The sequence below is a fragment of the Lysinibacillus sp. TE18511 genome (assembly GCF_054062295.1).
This window is the reverse complement of sequence record NZ_JBSSFD010000037.1, coordinates 1-19,588: the sequence shown is the minus strand read 5'-3', so window position 1 is coordinate 19,588 and position 19,588 is coordinate 1. Positions and strand designations below refer to the sequence as shown.

Sequence of the window (19,588 nt, the reverse complement as noted above, 5' to 3'; positions counted from 1 at the left end):
AGGAGCAATATGTGTCGAAAACGGCATTTTTATAAATTAACATATTTTTCAAAATAATATATAAAACACCTTGAATCCAACTACCAAATCCTTCCTATATTTGATAGACTAATAAGTATACTCAATTATTCCAAGGGGGAAAACATGAAGAACTTTACAAAGTTTCTATCTATTTTATTCGCCGCTGTGATCATATTATCTGGATGTTCAAGTAATAATGCTACGGGTTCGGAGAAAGAAGCTGCTGATTCGGAGGAACGAGCTGCTGATGAGAAGCTGGCATTATCCTATGTTACGGATTACTACAACAATGAAAAAAAAGAGGAGAGATTGAAGTTTGTTGAGGAGAGTGTGCACCCTGATATGCAAGGTGGATATCGCACCAATGCTAAGTCAGGAGTTTGGAGAACCAAATGCTGAAGGATCCGAAGGTTGCAGAATCTGTGGCATATGAGGACGAAGAATCAGAAGGAACATTAGTACTCATTCAATCGGCAAACGATAAAGAAATGATTGTGCTGATTACCGATAATAAAGTTACCCTAGATTTTACTCCTTCACCGAACGCTGGGTCTGAGGATTTGTACCAAGATGTGCGGAGTGAATTTAAAACAGCTAAATAATTAAATGATTAAGCTGGCTTTGCCCAAATAAACTGGTACCCATGACTGGACACTTTAGAAATAAAGGTGTTCAAGCTGTGGGTATCTTTTTGTAAACTGACAATAAACATAGAGGAGGATAGCGTGAGTAAGAAATTTTTTAGCTAAGCAGATCGTGAACTTTTTTCTAATAATAAATATGTAAGTAAAAACAGCGAAAAATCAATCACCTTTACCAACGAATTCAAGCGGTTATTCATCGAACTGAATATGATGAGTAAGACGTCTAGAGAGATCTTTGAGAGACATATACTCCAAGTAAGAATCATTGGCATGACGCGCGTAGAACATTTTCTGTCAGGAATCCATACATAATTATTTTCTACTTTGCCCCTGGCTACAGCAACACTGGTACCTGGCCTGGAACAATAATTAATTTCAAAAAAGCTCCGAAATTAATCATTCGGAGCTTTAGGAGATTTTTTGTATTTATTAATTAACATCAGTGTTACTTCCTCAATTTCCAATTCACCGTCAATATGTCTCTGGAAGAAGAACGAGCAGAAAGATTGGCACAAGAAGAAGCAATTAACAGCTTAGGAGCTAAACAAGTAGCACCTAAAGACCAGGTATTATTATTGACCACCAAAATTTTCTCTTACAGATATTCCACAAACCAATCCCGAATATATTCTAGTCTATTGATTCTTAACGTTGGTTTTCCGCTCCTTGAAAGTTCGTGATTGGATTCAGGGAAGCGAACAAATTTTGTTTCTTTTTTACGGTGTTTCAAGGCGATAAATAATTGCTCTGCCTGTTCAATCGGACAGCGATAGTCTTTTTCACTGTGTAAAATTAACAGCGGCGTCTCCACATTGTCCACATATTTAAGCGGTGAATGATGCCAAAGCTTCTCTATATTGTCTAGTCCCGCTTGGATTTGCCAGTCATTGAAGTAATAGCCGATATCACTTACGCCGTAAAAGCTAATCCAGTTAGAAATGCAACGTTGCGTAACAGCGGCTTTAAAGCGATTGGTATGTCCGACAATCCAGTTTGTCATAAAGCCCCCGTAACTCCCACCTGTTACACCGAGACGGACTTGATCAATAAAATCATAGTGCTCCAATGCAAAATCAACAGCAGCCATTAGGTCATTATAATCATTGCCACCATAATCACCACGGACTGCATCTACAAATTTCTGTCCGTATCCATGGCTTCCGCGAGGATTCGTATAAAGAACCGCAAAGCCTTGTGCAGCAAGGATTTGGAATTCATTAAAATAGGTGTTGGCATACATCGCATGCGGACCACCATGGATTTCTAGAATAAGTGGATATTTCTTCCCTTCTTCATAGCCGATTGGCTTCATCATCCAGCCGCTTACTTTCCAGCCATCCGCCCCTTCATATTCCATTGCTTCGGGCACAGATAATTCTCTCGTCTTTAAAAATTCTTCATTAACTTGTGTAAGCTGTTCCTTTTCACCAGTATTTAAATTTACGTAAAATAGATCGCCAGGATTTGTCGTCGTGCTAATTGCGACTACCGCTTTATCATTTTTTTGATCAAGTGAAAAACCATATACATACTGATCATCATGTATAGCTGGATATAATTCTCCAGAAAGATTGCCAAAATAAATGGCTGTATTTCCGCGATCTGTCACTTGGAAGTAAAAGCTTTCACTATCCTCCAACCATTGGACACGCGGGGCAACAACACTTTGAAGGAAATCGCCCACAACAAAATCACCGACAGGCACGTCAAATTCACTCGTTACACATGTCGTAAGGTTATGTTCCAAATCATAAATCCATAGCTTCGCATGTGTCGCATTTTCAAATTCTCTTTCACTGCCAACAAAAGCTATGTAGCGGCTATTCGGAGACCATGAAGTTTGGTAGAACACCCCTGTTCCTTCCGTTAGCTTGCGCGCATGTTTCGTTTCTACATCCAATAAGTAAATATCACTCATGAATGAAAAATCTAGATCCTCTGTTAAGTCTGCACTGTAAGAAAGATATTTTCCATTTGGAGACCATGTACCAAGCTGGAAATGATCTTTTCCTTCCGTCATCAGCTCTAATTCCCCAGATTCAAGATTGACGATTGCAATTTGAGTAAATTGCTCCATATCCAGAAATCCAGCTGCATCTGACTTATGTTTCATCTTTTCGATTTCAAGTGGTTTTAGTTCTTTGTCTTCTTTCTTATCAGGTTCAGCTTTATCATCAATGCTTTCATTTTTACCAAGCTTTACAGAGAAGGCTAATTTCTTGCCACACGGCGACCAAATAGGTGATGTCGCACCGTTTTTACAATGAGTAATTTGCTTCGCCTCTCCGCCCGTTTTAGAAAGCACAAAAATTTGTGGCTTGCCATTTCTCGTTGACACAAACGCGATTTTACTGCCATCTGGAGACCAAATAGGTGAATTTGTTTTATCTTCACCAAATGTCCATTGTTGAGGAATTTTTTCATCCAAGTTTATGTAATATAAATTAGACACATAGTCTTTTTTCTTGTCGTTGATATGAGTCTCCACATATACAACCTCTGTTCCATCAGGTGATACTTGTGGATCTGCCACTGATTTTAATTGATATAGATCTTCCGGTTTAATCCCTTGTTTGGATGTCATATTTTCCCGCCCCTTTTTGTTAATTGCATTACATAGTACAATATTTCGACGCCCTAAGTATTATTCCTGCTTATAAACAGAAAATTTTTAAATTTGGCCGCGTTATTACTTATATGAGATGTTTAAAAACATACACTGAAAAAAAAGTAGCTGCTTCGCAATAATTACAAAGAGCTACAGATATAATTTATTTCAAAATAAGAAATTTTTACCTAAACGGTCTCCTATTACTAAGACGTGAGAAATAGCTTCACGAGGAGATTAACATATTGGTGCTGGATTATTGTCAAAAATACCATGAAAGTTGGCTCGAATATTCCAATAGAAGTAACAAAAGGATGGTCCAAAACTCAAAAAAGTGTGTTTTAACATCACTTTTTTTACATTTTCCAATAATCAGCAGAATTTGTTCTACGATAAAATTTATAAAAAGGTTCATTCGGACGAGCATGCTCATTATAGAGTCGAATGATTTCATGAAGAAAACTTTCAATACGGTCAACTGCCACCCTTTTAGCAAATAGCGTCCCAGCTTGTGCTTTTGCCCCCATTGGCACCGCCCCTAAATAGACATCAAAGCTATCTTTTTGATAAACAAGGCCAATATCATCATATACTGGATTGTAGCAGGCAGAGGCACAGCCATTTACGTTTAAACGTAATCTTGTAGGGACCGCTATTCCTTCTAATGAATGATATAGCTGTTGAGTAATCGGTGCTGCCTCCATCTTATCACCATCACAGAAATCACAGGCCTTCATCGCAACAATTGGTCCTTTCTTTGTTGTTACATACAGACCAGCGTCTTGTAGCTCCTTAGTTGTATCTGCTACATCTACTGTCGGAATAGATACTAATATACTGTAAGAGGCGGAGTATTTGATTGCACCAGTTTCCCCTACAACCTTTGCAATTGTTTGAAATTGTGCAGGGGTATAATGCTTATTAATAATACCTGGGCTAACTGCAAGACATGTAAACTCTCCATTATGATTTAGCTTTTCAAATGTTTTGTCCGGTATATTTTTACAAAATGCATTCATTTATAACTCTCCTTATAAAAAAGAACTAGCAAGTCGCTAGCTCCTTATTTTGTCTAAAAGTTTTCAGGATAGAAGCCTTTTGCTAAAATTTGAATAGCTTCTGCAGCACGAACCCCTTCAGATGCAGCAGAAAGTGGTAAGATCACAAAGCGTTCATTTTTAACGGCTTCTATTTCTTTTAAGGCAGGATCATTTTTTAAGAAATTAATTTTTTGTTCCGCCGTTGTTTCTCCATAATCAACAACAACAACGACTTCTGGATTACGCTCTATTGCATCTTCTTTTGATACCGTAGTCCATCCTGATTCCACATCGCCAAAAATATTTTTACCACCAGCAATCGTCACAAGCTCATTCATAAAGTTTTGTCCAGCAGTAAGGACATCTTTATCACCACTATCAAACACTAATACACGCAGTTCTTCCCCATTTTGTGGTAATTTTGTACGTACAGCCTCTACATCTTTGGTCATTTGTGCAATTAAAGCATCTCCACGATCTTCAACACGGAATATTTTTGCGATATTTCGGATATCTGTGAAAATATCTTCTAAAGTTGGTTTCGTCATACTTGAGGCTGTATGTAAATAAGTGTGAATCCCTAATGCCTCAAGCTCTTCCTGTGTACCAACACCTTTCTCTCCAAAGGCGCTTTTCCAACCTCCGTATAAAAAGTCTGCTTCTGCATCAATAACCTGTTCCTTTGAAGGATACTGTTTAGCTAACACAGGCACTTTATCGTAGGCAGCTTGTAAGGGCTCGTAAATATTGTCATCTAAATAGGCGGTACCTACCATTGAATCTTCTAAGCCTAACGCTAACATAATTTCTGTTACATGTTGATTTAAGCTAATCGCTTTTTTTGGTGCTTCCTTATATACTTGTGTTGTTCCATTATTTTCAATCGTTATCTCTGTCTTTTCAGCTTGTGAAGGCTCTACCTTCTCCCCTTGTGCAGCCGATTCTGGTTTGTCCTTTGCATTACACGCGCTAAGTATAGCGATCAATGCTATCGCAAAGACAAGCCACAATCTTTTCCATTTCTTCATGTCCTCGTCTCCTTTGATGTTAAATATATAGAAAGAAATCGCTTGACTTCCTCGCTACTGAATGATCAATTATACCTCGGCATAATTGCGTCCGGATTCGGCTTTGTGCTTAGGCCTGCACGAGGGCCAACACGATGTCGGTCATTTCGGTAATGCCACAGGACGTGGCGTTTTTACCGATGCAGGTCAGTTAGCCGTTATCGCATGGATGTGATGGTTTTAGGCTAACATCCCCTAAGAACTCCTTACCGAATCCACATTCGCTGAACATAAGGTAAAAAGGGCATAAAAAAAACCCCTTGTTTCCAAGAGGTTCGCATAGTGAAAGATGGGTTTTACAACCTATTCACTAGCCCCATCCTCGTGGTTTAAGCAAAGATTACATATTGGCAGGTATCCTGGCTTAGGTTCATCATCTATACCCCTTCCCATAGCATGGCTACAGTGGCATCTTGTATAGACTCCCCATTTACAGTTGCGGGACAGCATCGGATTCGCACCGATTTCCCTTTTAAGCAAATGACAAATCATTTGCACCAACACATCTATTATTTTGTTATGAATGTTATTGCTAGACTAGCAGAAGAAATTTATGTTCGCAATCTCTCGAAAAAATCAAAAAATAATTGTTATGAATATAGTAGCACTATTTCGACATAAACACTAACTATTTTACATGAAATATTTTTATCCCACATAACTAGCAGTTAGCCAAGAAGTTTAGCGGGAGATTAACAGCCCGGAAATGCCCGATTGCTTTGGGGCAACAGGGTGTTTCTCTATCCAGTTGAGGTGACGAAACCCCCACTGATTAGTAGTCTTTACTTTATTTTATTTCTGTTACAATGATAATGGACGAAAAATAGAAACGAGGATTTTTTATGCATAAAACAATTGGTGTACTCGCTCACGTTGATGCAGGAAAAACAACATTTTCTGAGCAGTTACTATTCCATACAAACAGTATTCAAGCCCGTGGTCGAGTTGATCATCGAGATACATTTCTAGATAATCACGAACTAGAGCGTCAGCGAGGCATTACTATTTTTGCGGAACAAGGTCGCATGACGATTGGAAACGATACATATACGTTAATCGATACACCTGGGCACGTCGATTTTTCGCCAGAAATGGAACGTGCTATTCGTGTTATGGATTATGCCATCATTGTTATTAGTGCGGTCGAAGGAGTACAAGGTCATACTGAAACCGTGTGGCAACTTTTACGCAAGTATCATGTCCCTACCTTCTTCTTTATCAACAAAATAGATCGTGAAGGTGCAGATATCGAAGCCGTTATGACACAGCTTCAAAAAGATTGCTCTAAGGATGTACTATTAGTAGATGAACCGCTCCGTACTGAATATGTTTCCAATCACATGATGGAGTGGCTTGCTGAGCGTGATGAGCAGCTTCTCGATGCTTTTCTTAACGAGACGTTGGATAGCGTTAACTGCCTTACTCATATACAAGCGATGATTAAACAGGAAAAGGCCTTTTTATGTTTTTCTGGCTCTGCTTTAAAAGATACTGGGATAAAAGAATTCATTTCACAGCTCCCTCTACTTACTGAGACACATTTTAACAACAATGTAACGTTCCAAGGAGAGGTGTTTAAAATTCGTCACGATGGACATCAACGCTTAACTTTTATGAAGGCATTACAAGGAACTCTGCGTGTTCGTGATGAATTTTCGTTTGGAGATCTAACTGAAAAAGTGACGGAAATCCGATTATATAATGGAAATCGCTATGAAACAGTCCATGAGGTTGAAGCTGGGGAGATTTTCGCAGTCAAAGGTCTAAGTCTCGCTAACATCGGTGATATCATCGGTAGCGCGACTAACCCGCAGCCCTATGAGTTAGTGCCGACCTTGCAGGCAAAAGTCCAATATGCAGGCGATCAGCATATAAAAGAAGTTTTAAAAATTTTTCGCATGCTTGAAGCAGAGGAACCATCATTACGAGTACTATGGCATGAAAAATTCCAAGAAATTCATGTCCATATTATGGGCGTCATCCAACTCGAGGTGCTTGCCGAAGTCCTTCACAAACGTTTCTCACTAGTTGTTTCATTTGGTGACCCACAAATTTTATATATGGAAACAATCGCAACAACTGTAACAGGCTACGGCCATTTCGAGCCATTAAAGCACTACGCCGAGGTACATTTATTGATGGAGCCAAACACGCGTGGTGCTGGCATTACATTTGTCAATGCATGCCACGCGGATGATTTATCGGTTGGCAATCAGCGACTCATAGAAAAACATGTATTCGAACGGGATCATCATGGCTTATTAACAGGTTTTCCTGTCACGGATATTCGTTTCACACTCTTAACGGGACGAGCGCATATTAAGCATACTGAGGGTGGCGATTTCCGCGAAGCAACATTCCGTGCATTACGGCAAGGTCTTGAGCAAGCAGAAAATATATTACTAGAGCCTTACTATCGCTTTAAGCTTAAAGCCCCTAGTGATTTTATCGGCCGCATGATGACCGATATTCAGCAAGCTTCAGGTACATTTGACGCACCAATCTTAACTGAGAATGACGTCATATTAACTGGACGTGCCCCTGTTGCAACATTTATGAGCTACAGCACAACCTTTGCCGCCTATACTAATGGGAAAGGCGTACTCTCCCTACAATTTGATGGCTATGATGTGTGCCATAATACAGAAGAAGTGATCGCGCAAATCGGCTACGATAAAAATGCCGATCCTGACTATACATCCTCCAGTATATTTTGTGCAAAAGGCAAAGGCTACTCCGTTCCGTGGCATGAAGCTGAGGCAGCGATGCATTGCATTAAATAATTTTCATTATAAAACAGGACATGATTTTATATGCATGTCCTGTTTTTTGTGATTTATGCGAGATTCGTCTGATTGCGCGGATATTTGCTATGCTTCCGCGGGTATTTTCCTGTTTCGCGCGGGTATTTGCTCTGCTTCCGCGGGTATTCTCCTGTTTCGCGCGGGTATTTCGCTCTGCTTCCGCGGATATTTGCTCTGCTTCCGCGGATATTCTCTCCCCAATCGCGGGTATTTGCTCCTCTTCCGCGGATATTTCCTCCTTTTCCGCGGGTATTTGCCTGCTCAGCGTGAGTAATCGCCTTTTCCTGTGATTTATTTACAAATCTTACGCAGTTTCTTTGCCTGTTTTAATACGCGATCACAGCTTGTAAAAATTGCTTATATTCACACTCGACAATTAGTTTAATAAAGACTGATATAATAAATAGATTGCCATGTATAAAATTCTAAGGGAGGGATATATATGGAAAACTTTGAAGACCTTTTGCCAAGACATAAATTTGATAATGATAGCGTAGAAATGATTAAAAAAATGGATAGAGATAAAGTATTGCCTTTACTGCCTAATCTCCTTGAATGGATTCAAGATATGAATTGGCCAGTGGCACCAAGTGTATTAGGATTACTTTTAACTTTTCCAGAAGAAATTGTCACACATGTGCAAGATGTCTTATCTTCAGATGATGATAACTGGAAGTGGTTCATTTTACATTTTTTAGGCTCATCACCAAAAGTTGTGGATGACATTTGTTAAAACATATACTACGTAAATAAGTTGATTGGAGTGGAGGCTGGGTGACTCCTTGGGGATCAGCGATAGGGGAACGAAGGCTAAGAGCATCACATCCTGTGATAACGCCTTCGTGACCAACATCGTGTTGGCCCGAGACCCTGGAGCGAGCAACGCGAGTGAAGCGGCTCATCGGACGCCCCCAGGAAGCTTTGCTCTGTGCGAAAGCGAAGCGACAGCAACAAATGTTTTCTGTAGCGAAAGCAAAGCGACAGCTACAAAGCGCCCAGTCGGAACGGAAATCAACCACACGTTTTGGTTATAAAATTGCCAATTGAGTCAAGGGTTCAGTTTAGAGAGTATTTAACAAGAGTGGCTGAAACACCTACACAATGAACTCGCAGAAGAAATTGATGAAATCGCAAAAGAGATATTGGCAACAATTTAAAAAATATCCCTTATTCAACGAAACCAGCTATAGTTTAATTAAGATAAGTACTTGTATTTATCATTAATCTTCATAAATACAAGTCCTATTGTTACGCCCCCCACAATCGCTTCTGAAGCTTAATACATAGCTCTTTAGCACCCATAAGACTACTTATATAAACGTTTTCCTCTCTTCTCCACTATCCATGCTCACATACTCTTCATACACATCTGAATACTTTTTTACCATTTATCTACCAACAAGTACTCTACTATGCTACAATCCTTATACAGAAATAATTTTCAGTAAATTAAGAGATGGGCAGGCATTATCAAGAATGTTTAATACTATTTGGAAAAGTATTTTTACTATATACATATTAATGTTACTTATTTTTGTTGTGTTTAAGTTCAATGGAGATGTATACAGTGTTATCGATACTATTCGAACCAATAAGGACAGAGGGGTTGGCGTAAATCTAATTCCTTTTAGCACAATTGGAGCTTATATAAGTGATATAAATGATAGTGTATCTATAATAAACATCTTAGGTAATATTATTCCTTTTATACCGATGGGATTTATCATACCTATGGCTTTTCCCTCGCAAAGAAATGTATTTAAAACGATAATTTCCAGTTTATTATTGATATTCAGCATAGAGATTCTACAAATCATTTTCTATGTGGGTAGTTTCGATATAGATGACATTATACTAAATCTACTCAGTTGTTTTATAGGCTTCATGCTATTTATAACGTACAAAAATACCTTTAAAGTAGTCTCTTATAAATAGATAGTAAAGGAGTGGATTAATATAGCAAAGTTTATTGATGACTTGGCTGGTGCAGTTTACGATGTAATAAAGTTTGTATTACAAAGTCTAGGGTACTTAATTGCAGGTATGTTAATAGTGGCAATTCCACTTTATCTAATTGTGTGGGTATTTGAATTATTTCAGTGACTTTAATAGTTATCATTTTAAAAGTTTTTAACAAACAGTTGGGCTTTACTTCAATAAGAATAGGACTTGTATGTATGATTGAATCCCGTATATGCAAGTCCTTTTGATATGCAACAATACTTTCACATTATACGCTCCTATAGTTCCACACATAGCTCTGTAGCAACCATAGTACACACGTAATACAAAAGATTCTTGTACTTCATTCCCTCACAGGCTTCTAGGAAATCGCTACGGTTACTCATGTAAGCCATGACAAAGTTAACACTGTTTCGTCCTCATCGTCTCGCCAAGCTGTAACGATTAATCTTCTTCAAAACACATTTACCATTTTTCTACCAAACAAAACTTTGCTATGTTATGATTCTTTACAGATAGAATTTTTCATTTAGTTAAGAGAAAACAAGAAATATGATTTAATGTTGGAGGAAACATGAATTACATAAAAACTTTACGACAATATGTTGGAACAAGTCCTATTATTGCACCAGGTTCAGCAATCATTGTTTTAAACGAAAATAATGAAATACTTTTGCAATTACGTTCAGATACAAATGATTGGGGGCTTCCAGGTGGTGGAATGGAAATAGGAGATAGTTTTGAAGAAACTGCTCAAAAAGAGTTGTATGAGGAAACAGGCTTAATCGCCCAAGAATTGAAATTACTTGGCTTAGCTTCAGGGAGAGAGTTATATTATAAATTTCCACATGGGGATGAAATTTATAATGCTACGGCAATTTTTAAGGCAACTGCTGTAAAAGGCATTATTACGCAAAATGAGGAAAGTAAAAACTTAGAATATTTCCCTTTAGAAAAACTTCCAAATTTAAATTATACAACATTGAAATTACTAGAAAAGGTTGGTTATATTTCAACTGATTAGATACGGGGCTATTATCAACCTCTCTTTATCCCGCTTCACACAACAAGTCAGAGGCTTGTGCATAAAATTAAACACAGAGCCGCTTCGTTATGCGCTCATAATAGCTCCCATAGCTTCTAAATGGCTCAGTAGCAATGCAATTAGATAGCTTGTGTGAATGATTCTTATGCATCATACTCAACACTCAAAAACTTATTAAACTGTGTTAAGGTGGTTGCTACGATTGAATAGCAAAGACTGACATACCACTCATTGCTGGGCGATTGCAGAATGTATGTCTACACGTGTGAGGACTTACTCTCACATCCTTAAAATTCATCTTCAATCTTAGATTTTCGAAAAGCTGTGTCTTCATAGGCAAACTTTACAAGCATAAAAAACCACCTCTCATTAAATGTTAGAAATGATGAGAAGTGGTAGTTGCTCTGCATATTAATTGTAAGTAGCACAACTTCTTTAAAAGAGGTGTTGCTACGGAAATTTCAAGCTCGTTCTACTAGTTTTATAACCTAGCTAGGGAATCATCATACAACTTCGGTGCTTTTCGAAATTTAGTTGCTTGTTCAAATGCAAAAGCGAGTTTTATAAGAACATCCTCACTAAATGCAGTTCCTGCGAAAGTTATGCCAAACGGTCTCCCATTTTTCATATACCCGGCTGGAACGGCAATAGAGGGATACCCTGCTTTCGCACTAACTGTCGAACCTATATATGACGGAAAGATAATCGCATCTAATTCATATTTTTTTAATGTAAAATCAATTCCTTGATCTTGGGCAAAATACAGATCCTCTAATTTTGCATGTAAATATTCAGCATTTCTTAACGTATTTGATAGCCCATCTCTCATTTCCAATTTATCCTGCCCATATTTCAAACACTTTTCTTTTGAACGTTCATTAAATTGAATGAGCTCAGCGATAGAATGTACAGGCATATGAGAAGGTAGATTGATAAGGAAATTATTTAAACTATGTTTTAATTCATATCGTCCTACATCCCATTTCCAGTCTCTATGAAAAGAAGGGATATCGATATCTTCAATAAGAACGGCTCCTTGCTCTCTTAAAACCTGAATGGCATTATTAAAAAGTGTTTCATCATACTCAGCTGACTCATAGTACTCTTTAAAGCCATTATTATACACCCCAATTTTAGCACCCTTCAAACCTGTAACATCTAAAAAATTTGTGTAATCTTGATATATCCTTCTTTCACTTTTATGTGTAGCGACGTCGTCTTGATCTACTCCTGTTAATACGCCCAATAAAATAGCTGCATCTGTCACTGTTCTTGCAAATGGCCCAGCGGTATCTTGAGAGTATGTAAATGGGATAATGCCTCGGCGGCTAATGAGTCCAACAGTCGGTTTTATGCCGACTACTGAATTTTGAATAGCAGGACTTAGAATCGAAGCGTCTGTCTCCGTTCCAATTGATAAAACTGAAAAATTCGATGCTACTGCAACTGCCGACCCAGAACTAGAACCACCCACAAAAAGATTTGGATCACCATAAGGATTTAGTGTTTGCCCACCACGAGAACTATAACCCGCCCACATCGTACTCGACATTGCGTTTGCTAATTCAGTCATATTTGTTTTCCCTAATATAACTGCCCCTGCTTCGCGTAGCTTTTTTACTATAAACGCATCCTGCTCAGCTAGATAATTTTCTAAAGCTATAGTACCTGCACTAGTATGCATATAATCTTGCGTTTCAATATTGTCCTTTAAAACAACCGGAATCCCGTGTAAAGGTCCTCTAGCACCCCTTGTTACTCTTTCTTCATCTAACGCTTCAGCTATAAATATCGCTTCAGGATTAATTTCAAGCATAGAATTAATTTTTCGCCCATCTTGATCATACTTAGCGATTCTGCGTAAATAATACATTGTTAATTCTTTGGATGTTATTTCTCCCTGTTCCATAGCTACTTGAATATCTTATACTGACAATTCTTCTCTGAAAAAGCTATTGAAATTTATCCCCATTCAATTCTGCACCCCTTGTTTTTCCAATATTATACCAATAATGTGTGCTAATCACCATAACGTGAGGTTAATTTCCGTTTTGACTAGGCGCTTTCCCGAGGCTAATGTATACCAACTTTTAGCTGATTAATGCAAATAGTCAGCTAAAAGTTGATACTGTTATCGATACTTGTAACAGGCAATCTCAATGGTTGCAAATTTTCCAATTCCCTACCAACTTATACTCTCCTGTGCTACAATCTCTTTATAGAATGAATTTCCATTTAGTTAAGAAAAGGTTAGATTTAAGAGGTGAATGAAATTGAATACTATTACTTTCGATTTTGGAACGTTAATACTTTTTCTCCTAGTACTCCTTTTAATAATCAGTATTTTTGGGTTTGTAATTAGAAAGTTGCTAGGTGTCGAGAGAAAGAAATGTTTTTCCTATAATTACTTTAATGAAAGACATAAAAAATTAGATTTATCGGTACGAATAATTTTCATGATTTTAGTATCATTGTAGTTCGTATTATACGAACTACAATGATACTGTTGAAATTGCTTGGTATTTTGATATATGGTTTATCATTATTGTCTTTTTAGTAGCCTCTGACATGTTACGAGCATTTATGGAATGGAAATACGCAGAAAATAAAAGAGCTTTTGTTGCTACTATCGTAGAAATGATGTTTATGATTAGCATAGTATTTTTGGCGATAAAAACTGACTTTTTCGGCTTATTTAATACTTAATTGGAAGTTGCTACGAGGAAAAAGTGAGTTAAATAAAAAAAGGCTATTTTGCAGAAAATTAATCTTTCGCAAAATAGCCTCTTTTGTTGACTATCGAATTATGTTGTTTTCAATTATTATCTGTTAAATTGCTGTGTAAGCTTTTGTAAATTTTCAGCTTGTTCACATAAGTCTTGTGATACTACAGTATTGACAACTTGCATGGAGGCGCTTTGCTCATCCATAGACTGCAGAACGGCTTCTGTATAAGTAGACAATTTGTCCATTTCGTTGGCGATTGTCACCATGAATGTGGTTACCTCATGAGCGCCACTTGAAAGCTCCTCAGCCGTTGTGGAAATATCCTCTAGCTGATTCGTCATTTTACTAACGTGCTGAGATATTGTTCCAAATGACTTTGTAGCCTCATCAATAACATAGACGCCTTGTTGTACGTTTTTCAAATCTTCTTCGACAGACGACGCTACTTGTTTTGTATCGTTTTCTATGCCAACGACTAGCTCGACAATTTGAATAGCCGAATGCTTAGATTGCTCTGCTAATTTTCGAACTTCCTCTGCTACTACCGCAAAGCCTTTACCATGTTCTCCAGCACGTGCCGCTTCAATCGCTGCATTCAAGGCAAGCAAATTTGTTTGCTCTGTAATGGCTGTGATCATGTCTGTCATGGATTTAATATCCGTCATTTTATTTGATAATTGTTGCATTAATTCACTTGGTTTTTCAGTAGAATTTGAAATAAATTGCATTTGATTTTTTGCTACATGTAAAATTTCTGCACCGTTGCCTGCAATTTCATTTGCTTCTTTAGCATGATTAAAAACTTCTTGTGTTGCCACGGTAATACGTTCAATGCCGTCAGCATTTTCTTGCATAGAAACGGCACTTTCATTTGCAGACTGCGCAGCTTGCTTAAGACCTTCTGTTGTTTTCACTATTTGTGCATCTACCTCTTCAACCGCAACTGTAATTTCATTTGTACTAGCTGATAGCTCCTCTATGCTCGCTGATAAGTCTGTTGAACCACTGGCAATCTTTTGTGTCATCATATGTAATTGTTCTTTCATCTCAAAAAATGCTGTTGCTAACTCAGAAATTTCATCATTGGTATGCACTTCAATAGAAGCAGTATGAAGTTTCCTTCAGTTATTGCTTGTGCAGAAGCAGCTAATTGCTTAATTGGTTTAATAATTTTATATTTGACATAGAATATATAGGATGTTGTCATCGCAATTCCTATGATCGTTACTAAGGTAGGTAGCTAGCCATTCTAATGATGTTGAATTCGATAGATCTATGATTAAAATAGCAATCATTAGAACATTTAAAGCTGTAAAGCCAATGATACTTCTTTTCCGTAAACTCATACTATATTCCCCCAACTATTTTATTACTTCAATGTAATTATTATAGTTGGATTCTCCTAAAATTAACAGAAAAAAAAGCCCAACTTTTGTCAGGCGAAAGACATAGAAAAAGCACTTTGCTCTACACAAAGTGCTTTCATCATCATTATTTTAATTTCATCATACTTGAACCAGCAATACCTGGATGTGTCATTTCATACGGGTCTAAAATTAAATCTAATTGTTCTTTCGTTAATACACCCGATTCAAGGCAAAGCTCTCGAATAGAACGACCAGTTAGAATTGCTTCACGCGCAAGTTTTGCAGCTACTTCATAACCAATATGTGGGTTTACTGCTGTTAGTATACCAACGCTTTTTTCCACATATTCTTTCATACGCTCTTCGTTTGCTTCAATATCCTTCAAGCAATTTTGCGTAAATGCTCGGAAAACATTATTCATAATACTAATCGATTGAATTAAGTTGAAGACCAGTACAGGCTCCATAACGTTTAATTCTAATTGTCCTGCTTCAGATGCTAATGAAATAGTATGGTCATTACCAATTACTTGGAAGGCAACTTGGTTTAGAACCTCTGGCATAACAGGATTTACTTTCCCTGGCATAATAGAAGAACCAGGTTGACGAGCTGGTAAAATGATTTCGCCTAAACCTGCACGTGGACCAGATGCCATTAAACGAAGGTCATTGGCAATTTTCGACATGTTGATCATACAGATTTTTAATGCGCCAGATACTTCTGTATAAGCATCTGTATTTTGTGTTGCATCCACTAGATGGGAAGCGCCTTTTAACGGCAAACCTGAAATTTCAGCAAGATGAACATCTACTGATTGAATATAATCTGGGAATGCATTTAAGCCTGTACCAACTGCAGTTGCCCCCATATTCACATCATATAGATTTGGGCGAGTTTGACGAATACGAACAATATCACGGCTAATAACACGAGAGTATGCTTCAAATTCTTGGCCTAATCGAATTGGCACTGCGTCTTGTAAATGCGTACGACCCATTTTAATAACATGTGCAAATTGCTCCGCTTTTTGATGGAACACCACTTGCATATTTTCCATTGTTAAAAGTAATTCATCTATTAAATTCAAAACAGCGATATGAATAGCTGTTGGGAAAGCATCATTTGTTGATTGTGACATATTAACATGGCTGTTTGGGCTAATTGATTGGTAGTCCCCTTTTTCTTTGCCTAAAATCTCTAAGGCACGGTTAGCAATGACTTCATTGGCATTCATATTAATAGATGTGCCAGCACCGCCTTGGATTGGATCTACGATAAATTCTGAATCCCACTTACCATCAATAACTTCTTGTGCAGCTTCGACAATTGCATCTCCGATTTCTTTTGAAAGTAGGTGTACTTCCATATTCCCTAATGCAGCTGCTTTTTTTACGATACCCATTGCTTTAATAAGTGATGAGTGAATCGTGTAACCTGTAATTGGGAAATTTTCAGTTGCACGAAGCGTTTGAATTCCATAATAAGCATTGCTTGGTAATACACGTTCACCTAAAAAGTCTTTTTCTATACGTTGTGTGGACATAATTGTCGTCTCCTTTGATGTAATACTCACACTTGATAGTAGCTAATTAATGGAGTATTGTAAACAGGCATTTTTCTGTAAAATGAAAAATTCTGTGAAAAAAGCTCATTTTTCGCTAAAAAATGACTGCTCCTCTGTAACATTAACAAGTAATTGCTCATATTGTTGCATATGAACTCAAGGTGAATAGCCATATTTTTTTAACATGACAACATCACCATTATTTTTTGAAAAACTTTTATATTCATATCCTACATGGTATTCATCATTTTTTTCCCATTTTATTTCATCATACAGTCTTTCAGGTAAAGTTAATTTACGATTATCCAATATAAGGTAATAATCACCGTTTTCCTCCACCAAATTTTCTTCTCCAATTTGATAAACAGCTTCTACATAAGTGTCATTAATCAGATAAAAAAAGAATGCACCTGCAATCAAAAGGAATAATACTAATCCAAAGTAAAAACGAGTATACCTCATTTAGTCTCCCCTTCATTAACATTATATTCTGCGTATAAGACATTTATAGTTTAAATTGCACAGTTAATGGAAATCCTATTTAACTAAAATTATATATCAATCAAGCATACTTAATCCACCAAATCCATCCAATTTTGTAATAACAAATAATTGCTAATCTTAGCGAATAAAAAAAGACAGCATCATAATGATTCTGCCTTTTTTTTAGGTACCTATTGATTATTTATTTGAAGTCACTGTAAAACGGCTGTTTACATGCTTTGGATTTTCAATTTCATCTAACACAGCAACGGCATAATCTGTATGACTAACATAACTTTCACCAGCTGCATTGATTAATAAATGGTCAATGCCTGTCGTATAGCTGCCTGTGCGTGGACCTTCAGGATCAAAGAAAGCGGATGGGCTTAAAAATGTCCAAGTTATTGTTGATTGTTGTAAGTCTTGTAGGTTTTCTCCTTGGTTTTTAGCTGTTGCAAAGTACATTTCAGGGAAGTCTGGCGTATCCATTACGCGAACTGTTTTTTCTGGGTCAACAAACAAACTACCTGCACCACCGACAACAAATAATTTTGTCTCAATGCCCGTGAAAATATCAATTAAATGACGGCCAGCTTTTACATGTAATTCCTCTTGACCAAAAGGAGCACCGAATGCATTCACAACAACGTCGAAGCTTTTTACATCATCTTTCGATAATTCGAAAACATCTTTTTCAATAACGTCAATAGTTGCTGTTACTTTTGAAGCAGTGCGTACAAACGCAGTTACCTCATGACCACGCTGTAGTGCCTCCTCCGCAATTTTTTGTCCCGCTTTTCCTGTTGCACCGATTACTGCAATTTTCATATTTAGTTCCTCCCACTTTTGTTTGTAACCATTTTAGTTACAGGTTAGATACAAAAGACCGACTTCGTTATTTAACGAAGTTGATCTAGCACATCCTGTAAAGTTTGTGCTTGAAGCTGTTCTTCCATTGCATGCCAAACAGATGTATAAACACCTTCCAATGTACATTGAATTTTTCGACCAACCGTACAATCTGGATTTGGCTCATCATGAATCGCAAAAAGCTGCTCGGGCCCATTAATCGCTTGGTAAATAGCTAATAGCGTTAAATCTTTTGGCTCTACTAATAGGTCATAACCTGCAATGCCTGTTTGTGATGTAAGCAAACCCGCTTTTTTCAACACTCCGATCATTCGTCGTACGACAACCGGATTTGTATTGACACTTCCTGCGATATAATCAGATGTCAACTGACTTTTATCAGATGTTGTTGCAATGAGCGAAAGTATATGGATCGCTACCGAAAACCGACTGTTCACCATATGTATCACCACCTGTTGTAACCATTATAGTTACAGGTTTGAATAAAAGCAAATGAATTGTTCTATTTGCACCTGTATTTATTTCTTTGTTTTGAGAAGTACTATTCGATGATTATATTTTATTTAAGTAAATGACTAATTCTTGTCGTATTTCTCCATCTTCTTCATAAAAATCTAAATTATGAAACTCATACTTAAAATGCCCAACTGGGAACGTCACACTTTCGCCCTGTGCCGCTGCTAATATGCCCGCCACATCATGTGACACCATTTGTAAAAGTTCTGCACCTGAAACCGCTTCTATAAAGATCACGTTCATCATAAAACACCTCCTCAGCTATTATAGCTTAGAAGGCGCTTACATTTATAGTGTTTCTTCATAACGTTTTAGGCGGATTTCCTCAATGACCTGCATCATTTTAAATATTTGCTCCTGTGTTAATGTTGCAGAGGTGTGTGCTAGCTCATGTCGTTGAGTAAATTCCTGTTCCTGTTGAAAAGTCCTCAAAAGTAATTGACTCTTTAAACGTTGCTCACTTTCTCTTTCATCTATTTGAAACACCATGGACATCCCCTCACCACTCACCCTCTACATTTTTACAAACCATTTCCAGTTTAAAACTTATATCGGAAAAAATTTCATAAATTAAAACATCCTTCATATAAAGTGCTAGAGAATTTGGCATTTGGCTCATTCTTTTGGCATTTTATCTTGTGCATTGAGGGTTCTATCCGTCGTTTGATGGTTCTTTCCGTCACTTTGAGGGTTCTATCCGTCGTTTGGCCTGTTCTTTCCGTCGCTCTGGCCTTTCTTTCCGTCGCTCTGGCCTTTCTTTCCGTCGCTCTGGCCTTTCTTTCCGTCGCTCTCACTTCTTTCCGTCACTTTGAGGGTTCTATCCGTCGTTTGGCCTGTTCTTTCCGTCGCTCTGGCCTTTCTTTCCGTCGC

The 19,588-nt window shown here is 37.6% G+C and carries 21 protein-coding genes and 1 riboswitch; of the genes, 10 read left to right on the top strand and 11 right to left on the bottom strand.

The features are described from left to right. The first annotated feature begins 144 nt into the window (after window positions 1–144). Together ACVWXS_RS20375 and ACVWXS_RS20370 are read left to right on the top strand one after the other, a co-directional pair. Window positions 145–420 (top strand): hypothetical protein, encoded by a 276-nt coding sequence (locus tag ACVWXS_RS20375; RefSeq protein ID WP_456959936.1) that lies wholly within the window; start codon window positions 145–147, stop codon window positions 418–420. Beyond that, window positions 414–623, top strand: coding sequence for a hypothetical protein (locus tag ACVWXS_RS20370; RefSeq protein WP_456959935.1), 210 nt, complete (start codon window positions 414–416; stop codon window positions 621–623). Before ACVWXS_RS20375 ends, ACVWXS_RS20370 begins: the two co-directional genes overlap by 7 nt. Window positions 624–1,260: 637 nt before the next feature. Here ACVWXS_RS20370 and ACVWXS_RS20365 read toward each other — a convergent pair. The 3 genes from ACVWXS_RS20365 to ACVWXS_RS20355 form a co-directional block, all read right to left on the bottom strand. Next, window positions 1,261–3,249 (bottom strand): S9 family peptidase, encoded by a 1,989-nt coding sequence (locus tag ACVWXS_RS20365; protein WP_456959934.1) that lies wholly within the window; start codon window positions 3,247–3,249, stop codon window positions 1,261–1,263. Between the two features lie 380 nt (window positions 3,250–3,629). After that, window positions 3,630–4,292, bottom strand: a complete 663-nt coding sequence (locus ACVWXS_RS20360) for a precorrin-3B methylase (protein ID WP_456959933.1) — start codon at window positions 4,290–4,292, stop codon at window positions 3,630–3,632. Between the two features lie 53 nt (window positions 4,293–4,345). Further along, window positions 4,346–5,341 (bottom strand): ABC transporter substrate-binding protein, encoded by a 996-nt coding sequence (locus ACVWXS_RS20355; protein WP_456959932.1) that lies wholly within the window; start codon window positions 5,339–5,341, stop codon window positions 4,346–4,348. A 371-nt stretch (window positions 5,342–5,712) separates the two neighbouring features. Then, a riboswitch (cobalamin riboswitch) is annotated at window positions 5,713–5,897 on the bottom strand. Between the two features lie 325 nt (window positions 5,898–6,222). Here ACVWXS_RS20355 and ACVWXS_RS20350 point away from each other — a divergent pair. The 5 genes from ACVWXS_RS20350 (at window position 6,223) to ACVWXS_RS20330 (ending at window position 11,170) form a co-directional block, all read left to right on the top strand. Next, window positions 6,223–8,163, top strand: a complete 1,941-nt coding sequence (locus ACVWXS_RS20350; protein WP_456959931.1) for a GTP-binding protein — start codon at window positions 6,223–6,225, stop codon at window positions 8,161–8,163. A 463-nt stretch (window positions 8,164–8,626) separates the two neighbouring features. Beyond that, entirely contained in the window at window positions 8,627–8,917 is a 291-nt protein-coding gene (locus ACVWXS_RS20345) for a DUF5071 domain-containing protein (RefSeq protein WP_456959930.1), read from the top strand. 25 nt (window positions 8,918–8,942) lie between these two features. Then, window positions 8,943–9,218 (top strand): hypothetical protein, encoded by a 276-nt coding sequence (locus ACVWXS_RS20340; RefSeq protein WP_456959929.1) that lies wholly within the window; start codon window positions 8,943–8,945, stop codon window positions 9,216–9,218. A 310-nt stretch (window positions 9,219–9,528) separates the two neighbouring features. After that, on the top strand, window positions 9,529–10,119 hold the full coding sequence (locus ACVWXS_RS20335) for a VanZ family protein (RefSeq protein WP_456959928.1): 591 nt from the start codon (window positions 9,529–9,531) through the stop codon (window positions 10,117–10,119). 601 nt (window positions 10,120–10,720) lie between these two features. Further along, the gene (locus tag ACVWXS_RS20330) at window positions 10,721–11,170 is read left to right on the top strand and encodes an NUDIX hydrolase (protein ID WP_456959927.1); all 450 of its coding nucleotides are present in this window, start codon (window positions 10,721–10,723) and stop codon (window positions 11,168–11,170) included. 502 nt (window positions 11,171–11,672) lie between these two features. On the opposite strand, the gene ACVWXS_RS20325 is transcribed toward ACVWXS_RS20330, so the two are convergent. Beyond that, window positions 11,673–13,112: an amidase family protein gene (locus ACVWXS_RS20325; protein WP_456959967.1), complete on the bottom strand. Its 1,440-nt coding sequence runs from the start codon at window positions 13,110–13,112 to the stop codon at window positions 11,673–11,675. A gap of 346 nt (window positions 13,113–13,458) precedes the next feature. Here ACVWXS_RS20325 and ACVWXS_RS20320 point away from each other — a divergent pair, with 346 nt between their 5' ends. Together ACVWXS_RS20320 and ACVWXS_RS20315 are read left to right on the top strand one after the other, a co-directional pair. Further along, on the top strand, window positions 13,459–13,668 hold the full coding sequence (locus ACVWXS_RS20320; protein WP_456959926.1) for a DUF4181 domain-containing protein: 210 nt from the start codon (window positions 13,459–13,461) through the stop codon (window positions 13,666–13,668). A 34-nt stretch (window positions 13,669–13,702) separates the two neighbouring features. Beyond that, window positions 13,703–13,897 (top strand): DUF4181 domain-containing protein, encoded by a 195-nt coding sequence (locus tag ACVWXS_RS20315; RefSeq protein ID WP_456959966.1) that lies wholly within the window; start codon window positions 13,703–13,705, stop codon window positions 13,895–13,897. A gap of 116 nt (window positions 13,898–14,013) precedes the next feature. Here ACVWXS_RS20315 and ACVWXS_RS20310 read toward each other — a convergent pair whose 3' ends face one another. The 7 genes from ACVWXS_RS20310 to ACVWXS_RS20280 all read right to left on the bottom strand — a co-directional run bounded on the left by ACVWXS_RS20310 (window position 14,014) and on the right by ACVWXS_RS20280 (window position 19,204). After that, window positions 14,014–15,012: a methyl-accepting chemotaxis protein gene (locus ACVWXS_RS20310; protein ID WP_456959925.1), complete on the bottom strand. Its 999-nt coding sequence runs from the start codon at window positions 15,010–15,012 to the stop codon at window positions 14,014–14,016. 397 nt (window positions 15,013–15,409) lie between these two features. Continuing rightward, window positions 15,410–16,828 carry an aspartate ammonia-lyase gene (gene aspA, locus ACVWXS_RS20305; protein ID WP_368634659.1) on the bottom strand — a complete coding sequence of 473 codons (1,419 nt, stop codon included), beginning with the start codon at window positions 16,826–16,828 and terminating at the stop codon, window positions 15,410–15,412. Between the two features lie 177 nt (window positions 16,829–17,005). Further along, window positions 17,006–17,311, bottom strand: a complete 306-nt coding sequence (locus tag ACVWXS_RS20300; protein ID WP_368634658.1) for a hypothetical protein — start codon at window positions 17,309–17,311, stop codon at window positions 17,006–17,008. 219 nt (window positions 17,312–17,530) lie between these two features. Further along, window positions 17,531–18,160, bottom strand: a complete 630-nt coding sequence (locus tag ACVWXS_RS20295; protein ID WP_456959924.1) for an NAD(P)-dependent oxidoreductase — start codon at window positions 18,158–18,160, stop codon at window positions 17,531–17,533. Between the two features lie 71 nt (window positions 18,161–18,231). Continuing rightward, the gene (locus ACVWXS_RS20290; protein WP_068984125.1) at window positions 18,232–18,642 is read right to left on the bottom strand and encodes an Rrf2 family transcriptional regulator; all 411 of its coding nucleotides are present in this window, start codon (window positions 18,640–18,642) and stop codon (window positions 18,232–18,234) included. A gap of 112 nt (window positions 18,643–18,754) precedes the next feature. Next, a complete protein-coding gene (locus ACVWXS_RS20285) occupies window positions 18,755–18,964 on the bottom strand; it encodes a thymidylate synthase (protein ID WP_374966787.1) in 210 nt (69 codons plus the stop codon). A 42-nt stretch (window positions 18,965–19,006) separates the two neighbouring features. Beyond that, complete coding sequence (locus tag ACVWXS_RS20280) at window positions 19,007–19,204, bottom strand: hypothetical protein (protein WP_456959923.1); 198 nt, start codon at window positions 19,202–19,204, stop codon at window positions 19,007–19,009. A 105-nt stretch (window positions 19,205–19,309) separates the two neighbouring features. Between ACVWXS_RS20280 and ACVWXS_RS20275 the strand changes: the two genes are divergently transcribed. Further along, window positions 19,310–19,588: hypothetical protein (locus tag ACVWXS_RS20275; RefSeq protein ID WP_456959922.1), on the top strand; the 279-nt coding region annotated here is incomplete at its 3' end.

Bases quoted from the DNA above. Each gene is read 5' to 3' on its own strand.
- aspA (WP_368634659.1), bottom strand. From the start codon at position 16,828: ATGTCCACACAACGTATAGAAAAAGACTTTTTAGGTGAACGTGTATTA.
- ACVWXS_RS20335 (WP_456959928.1), top strand. From the start codon at position 9,529: ATGCTCACATACTCTTCATACACATCTGAATACTTTTTTACCATTTAT.
- ACVWXS_RS20330 (WP_456959927.1), top strand. From the start codon at position 10,721: ATGAATTACATAAAAACTTTACGACAATATGTTGGAACAAGTCCTATT.
- ACVWXS_RS20350 (WP_456959931.1), top strand. From the start codon at position 6,223: ATGCATAAAACAATTGGTGTACTCGCTCACGTTGATGCAGGAAAAACA.
- ACVWXS_RS20365 (WP_456959934.1), bottom strand. From the start codon at position 3,249: ATGACATCCAAACAAGGGATTAAACCGGAAGATCTATATCAATTAAAA.
- ACVWXS_RS20320 (WP_456959926.1), top strand. From the start codon at position 13,459: ATGAAATTGAATACTATTACTTTCGATTTTGGAACGTTAATACTTTTT.
- ACVWXS_RS20345 (WP_456959930.1), top strand. From the start codon at position 8,627: ATGGAAAACTTTGAAGACCTTTTGCCAAGACATAAATTTGATAATGAT.
- ACVWXS_RS20300 (WP_368634658.1), bottom strand. From the start codon at position 17,311: ATGAGGTATACTCGTTTTTACTTTGGATTAGTATTATTCCTTTTGATT.
- ACVWXS_RS20375 (WP_456959936.1), top strand. From the start codon at position 145: ATGAAGAACTTTACAAAGTTTCTATCTATTTTATTCGCCGCTGTGATC.
- ACVWXS_RS20295 (WP_456959924.1), bottom strand. From the start codon at position 18,160: ATGAAAATTGCAGTAATCGGTGCAACAGGAAAAGCGGGACAAAAAATT.
- ACVWXS_RS20360 (WP_456959933.1), bottom strand. From the start codon at position 4,292: ATGAATGCATTTTGTAAAAATATACCGGACAAAACATTTGAAAAGCTA.
- ACVWXS_RS20355 (WP_456959932.1), bottom strand. From the start codon at position 5,341: ATGAAGAAATGGAAAAGATTGTGGCTTGTCTTTGCGATAGCATTGATC.
- ACVWXS_RS20290 (WP_068984125.1), bottom strand. From the start codon at position 18,642: ATGGTGAACAGTCGGTTTTCGGTAGCGATCCATATACTTTCGCTCATT.
- ACVWXS_RS20370 (WP_456959935.1), top strand. From the start codon at position 414: ATGCTGAAGGATCCGAAGGTTGCAGAATCTGTGGCATATGAGGACGAA.
- ACVWXS_RS20285 (WP_374966787.1), bottom strand. From the start codon at position 18,964: ATGATGAACGTGATCTTTATAGAAGCGGTTTCAGGTGCAGAACTTTTA.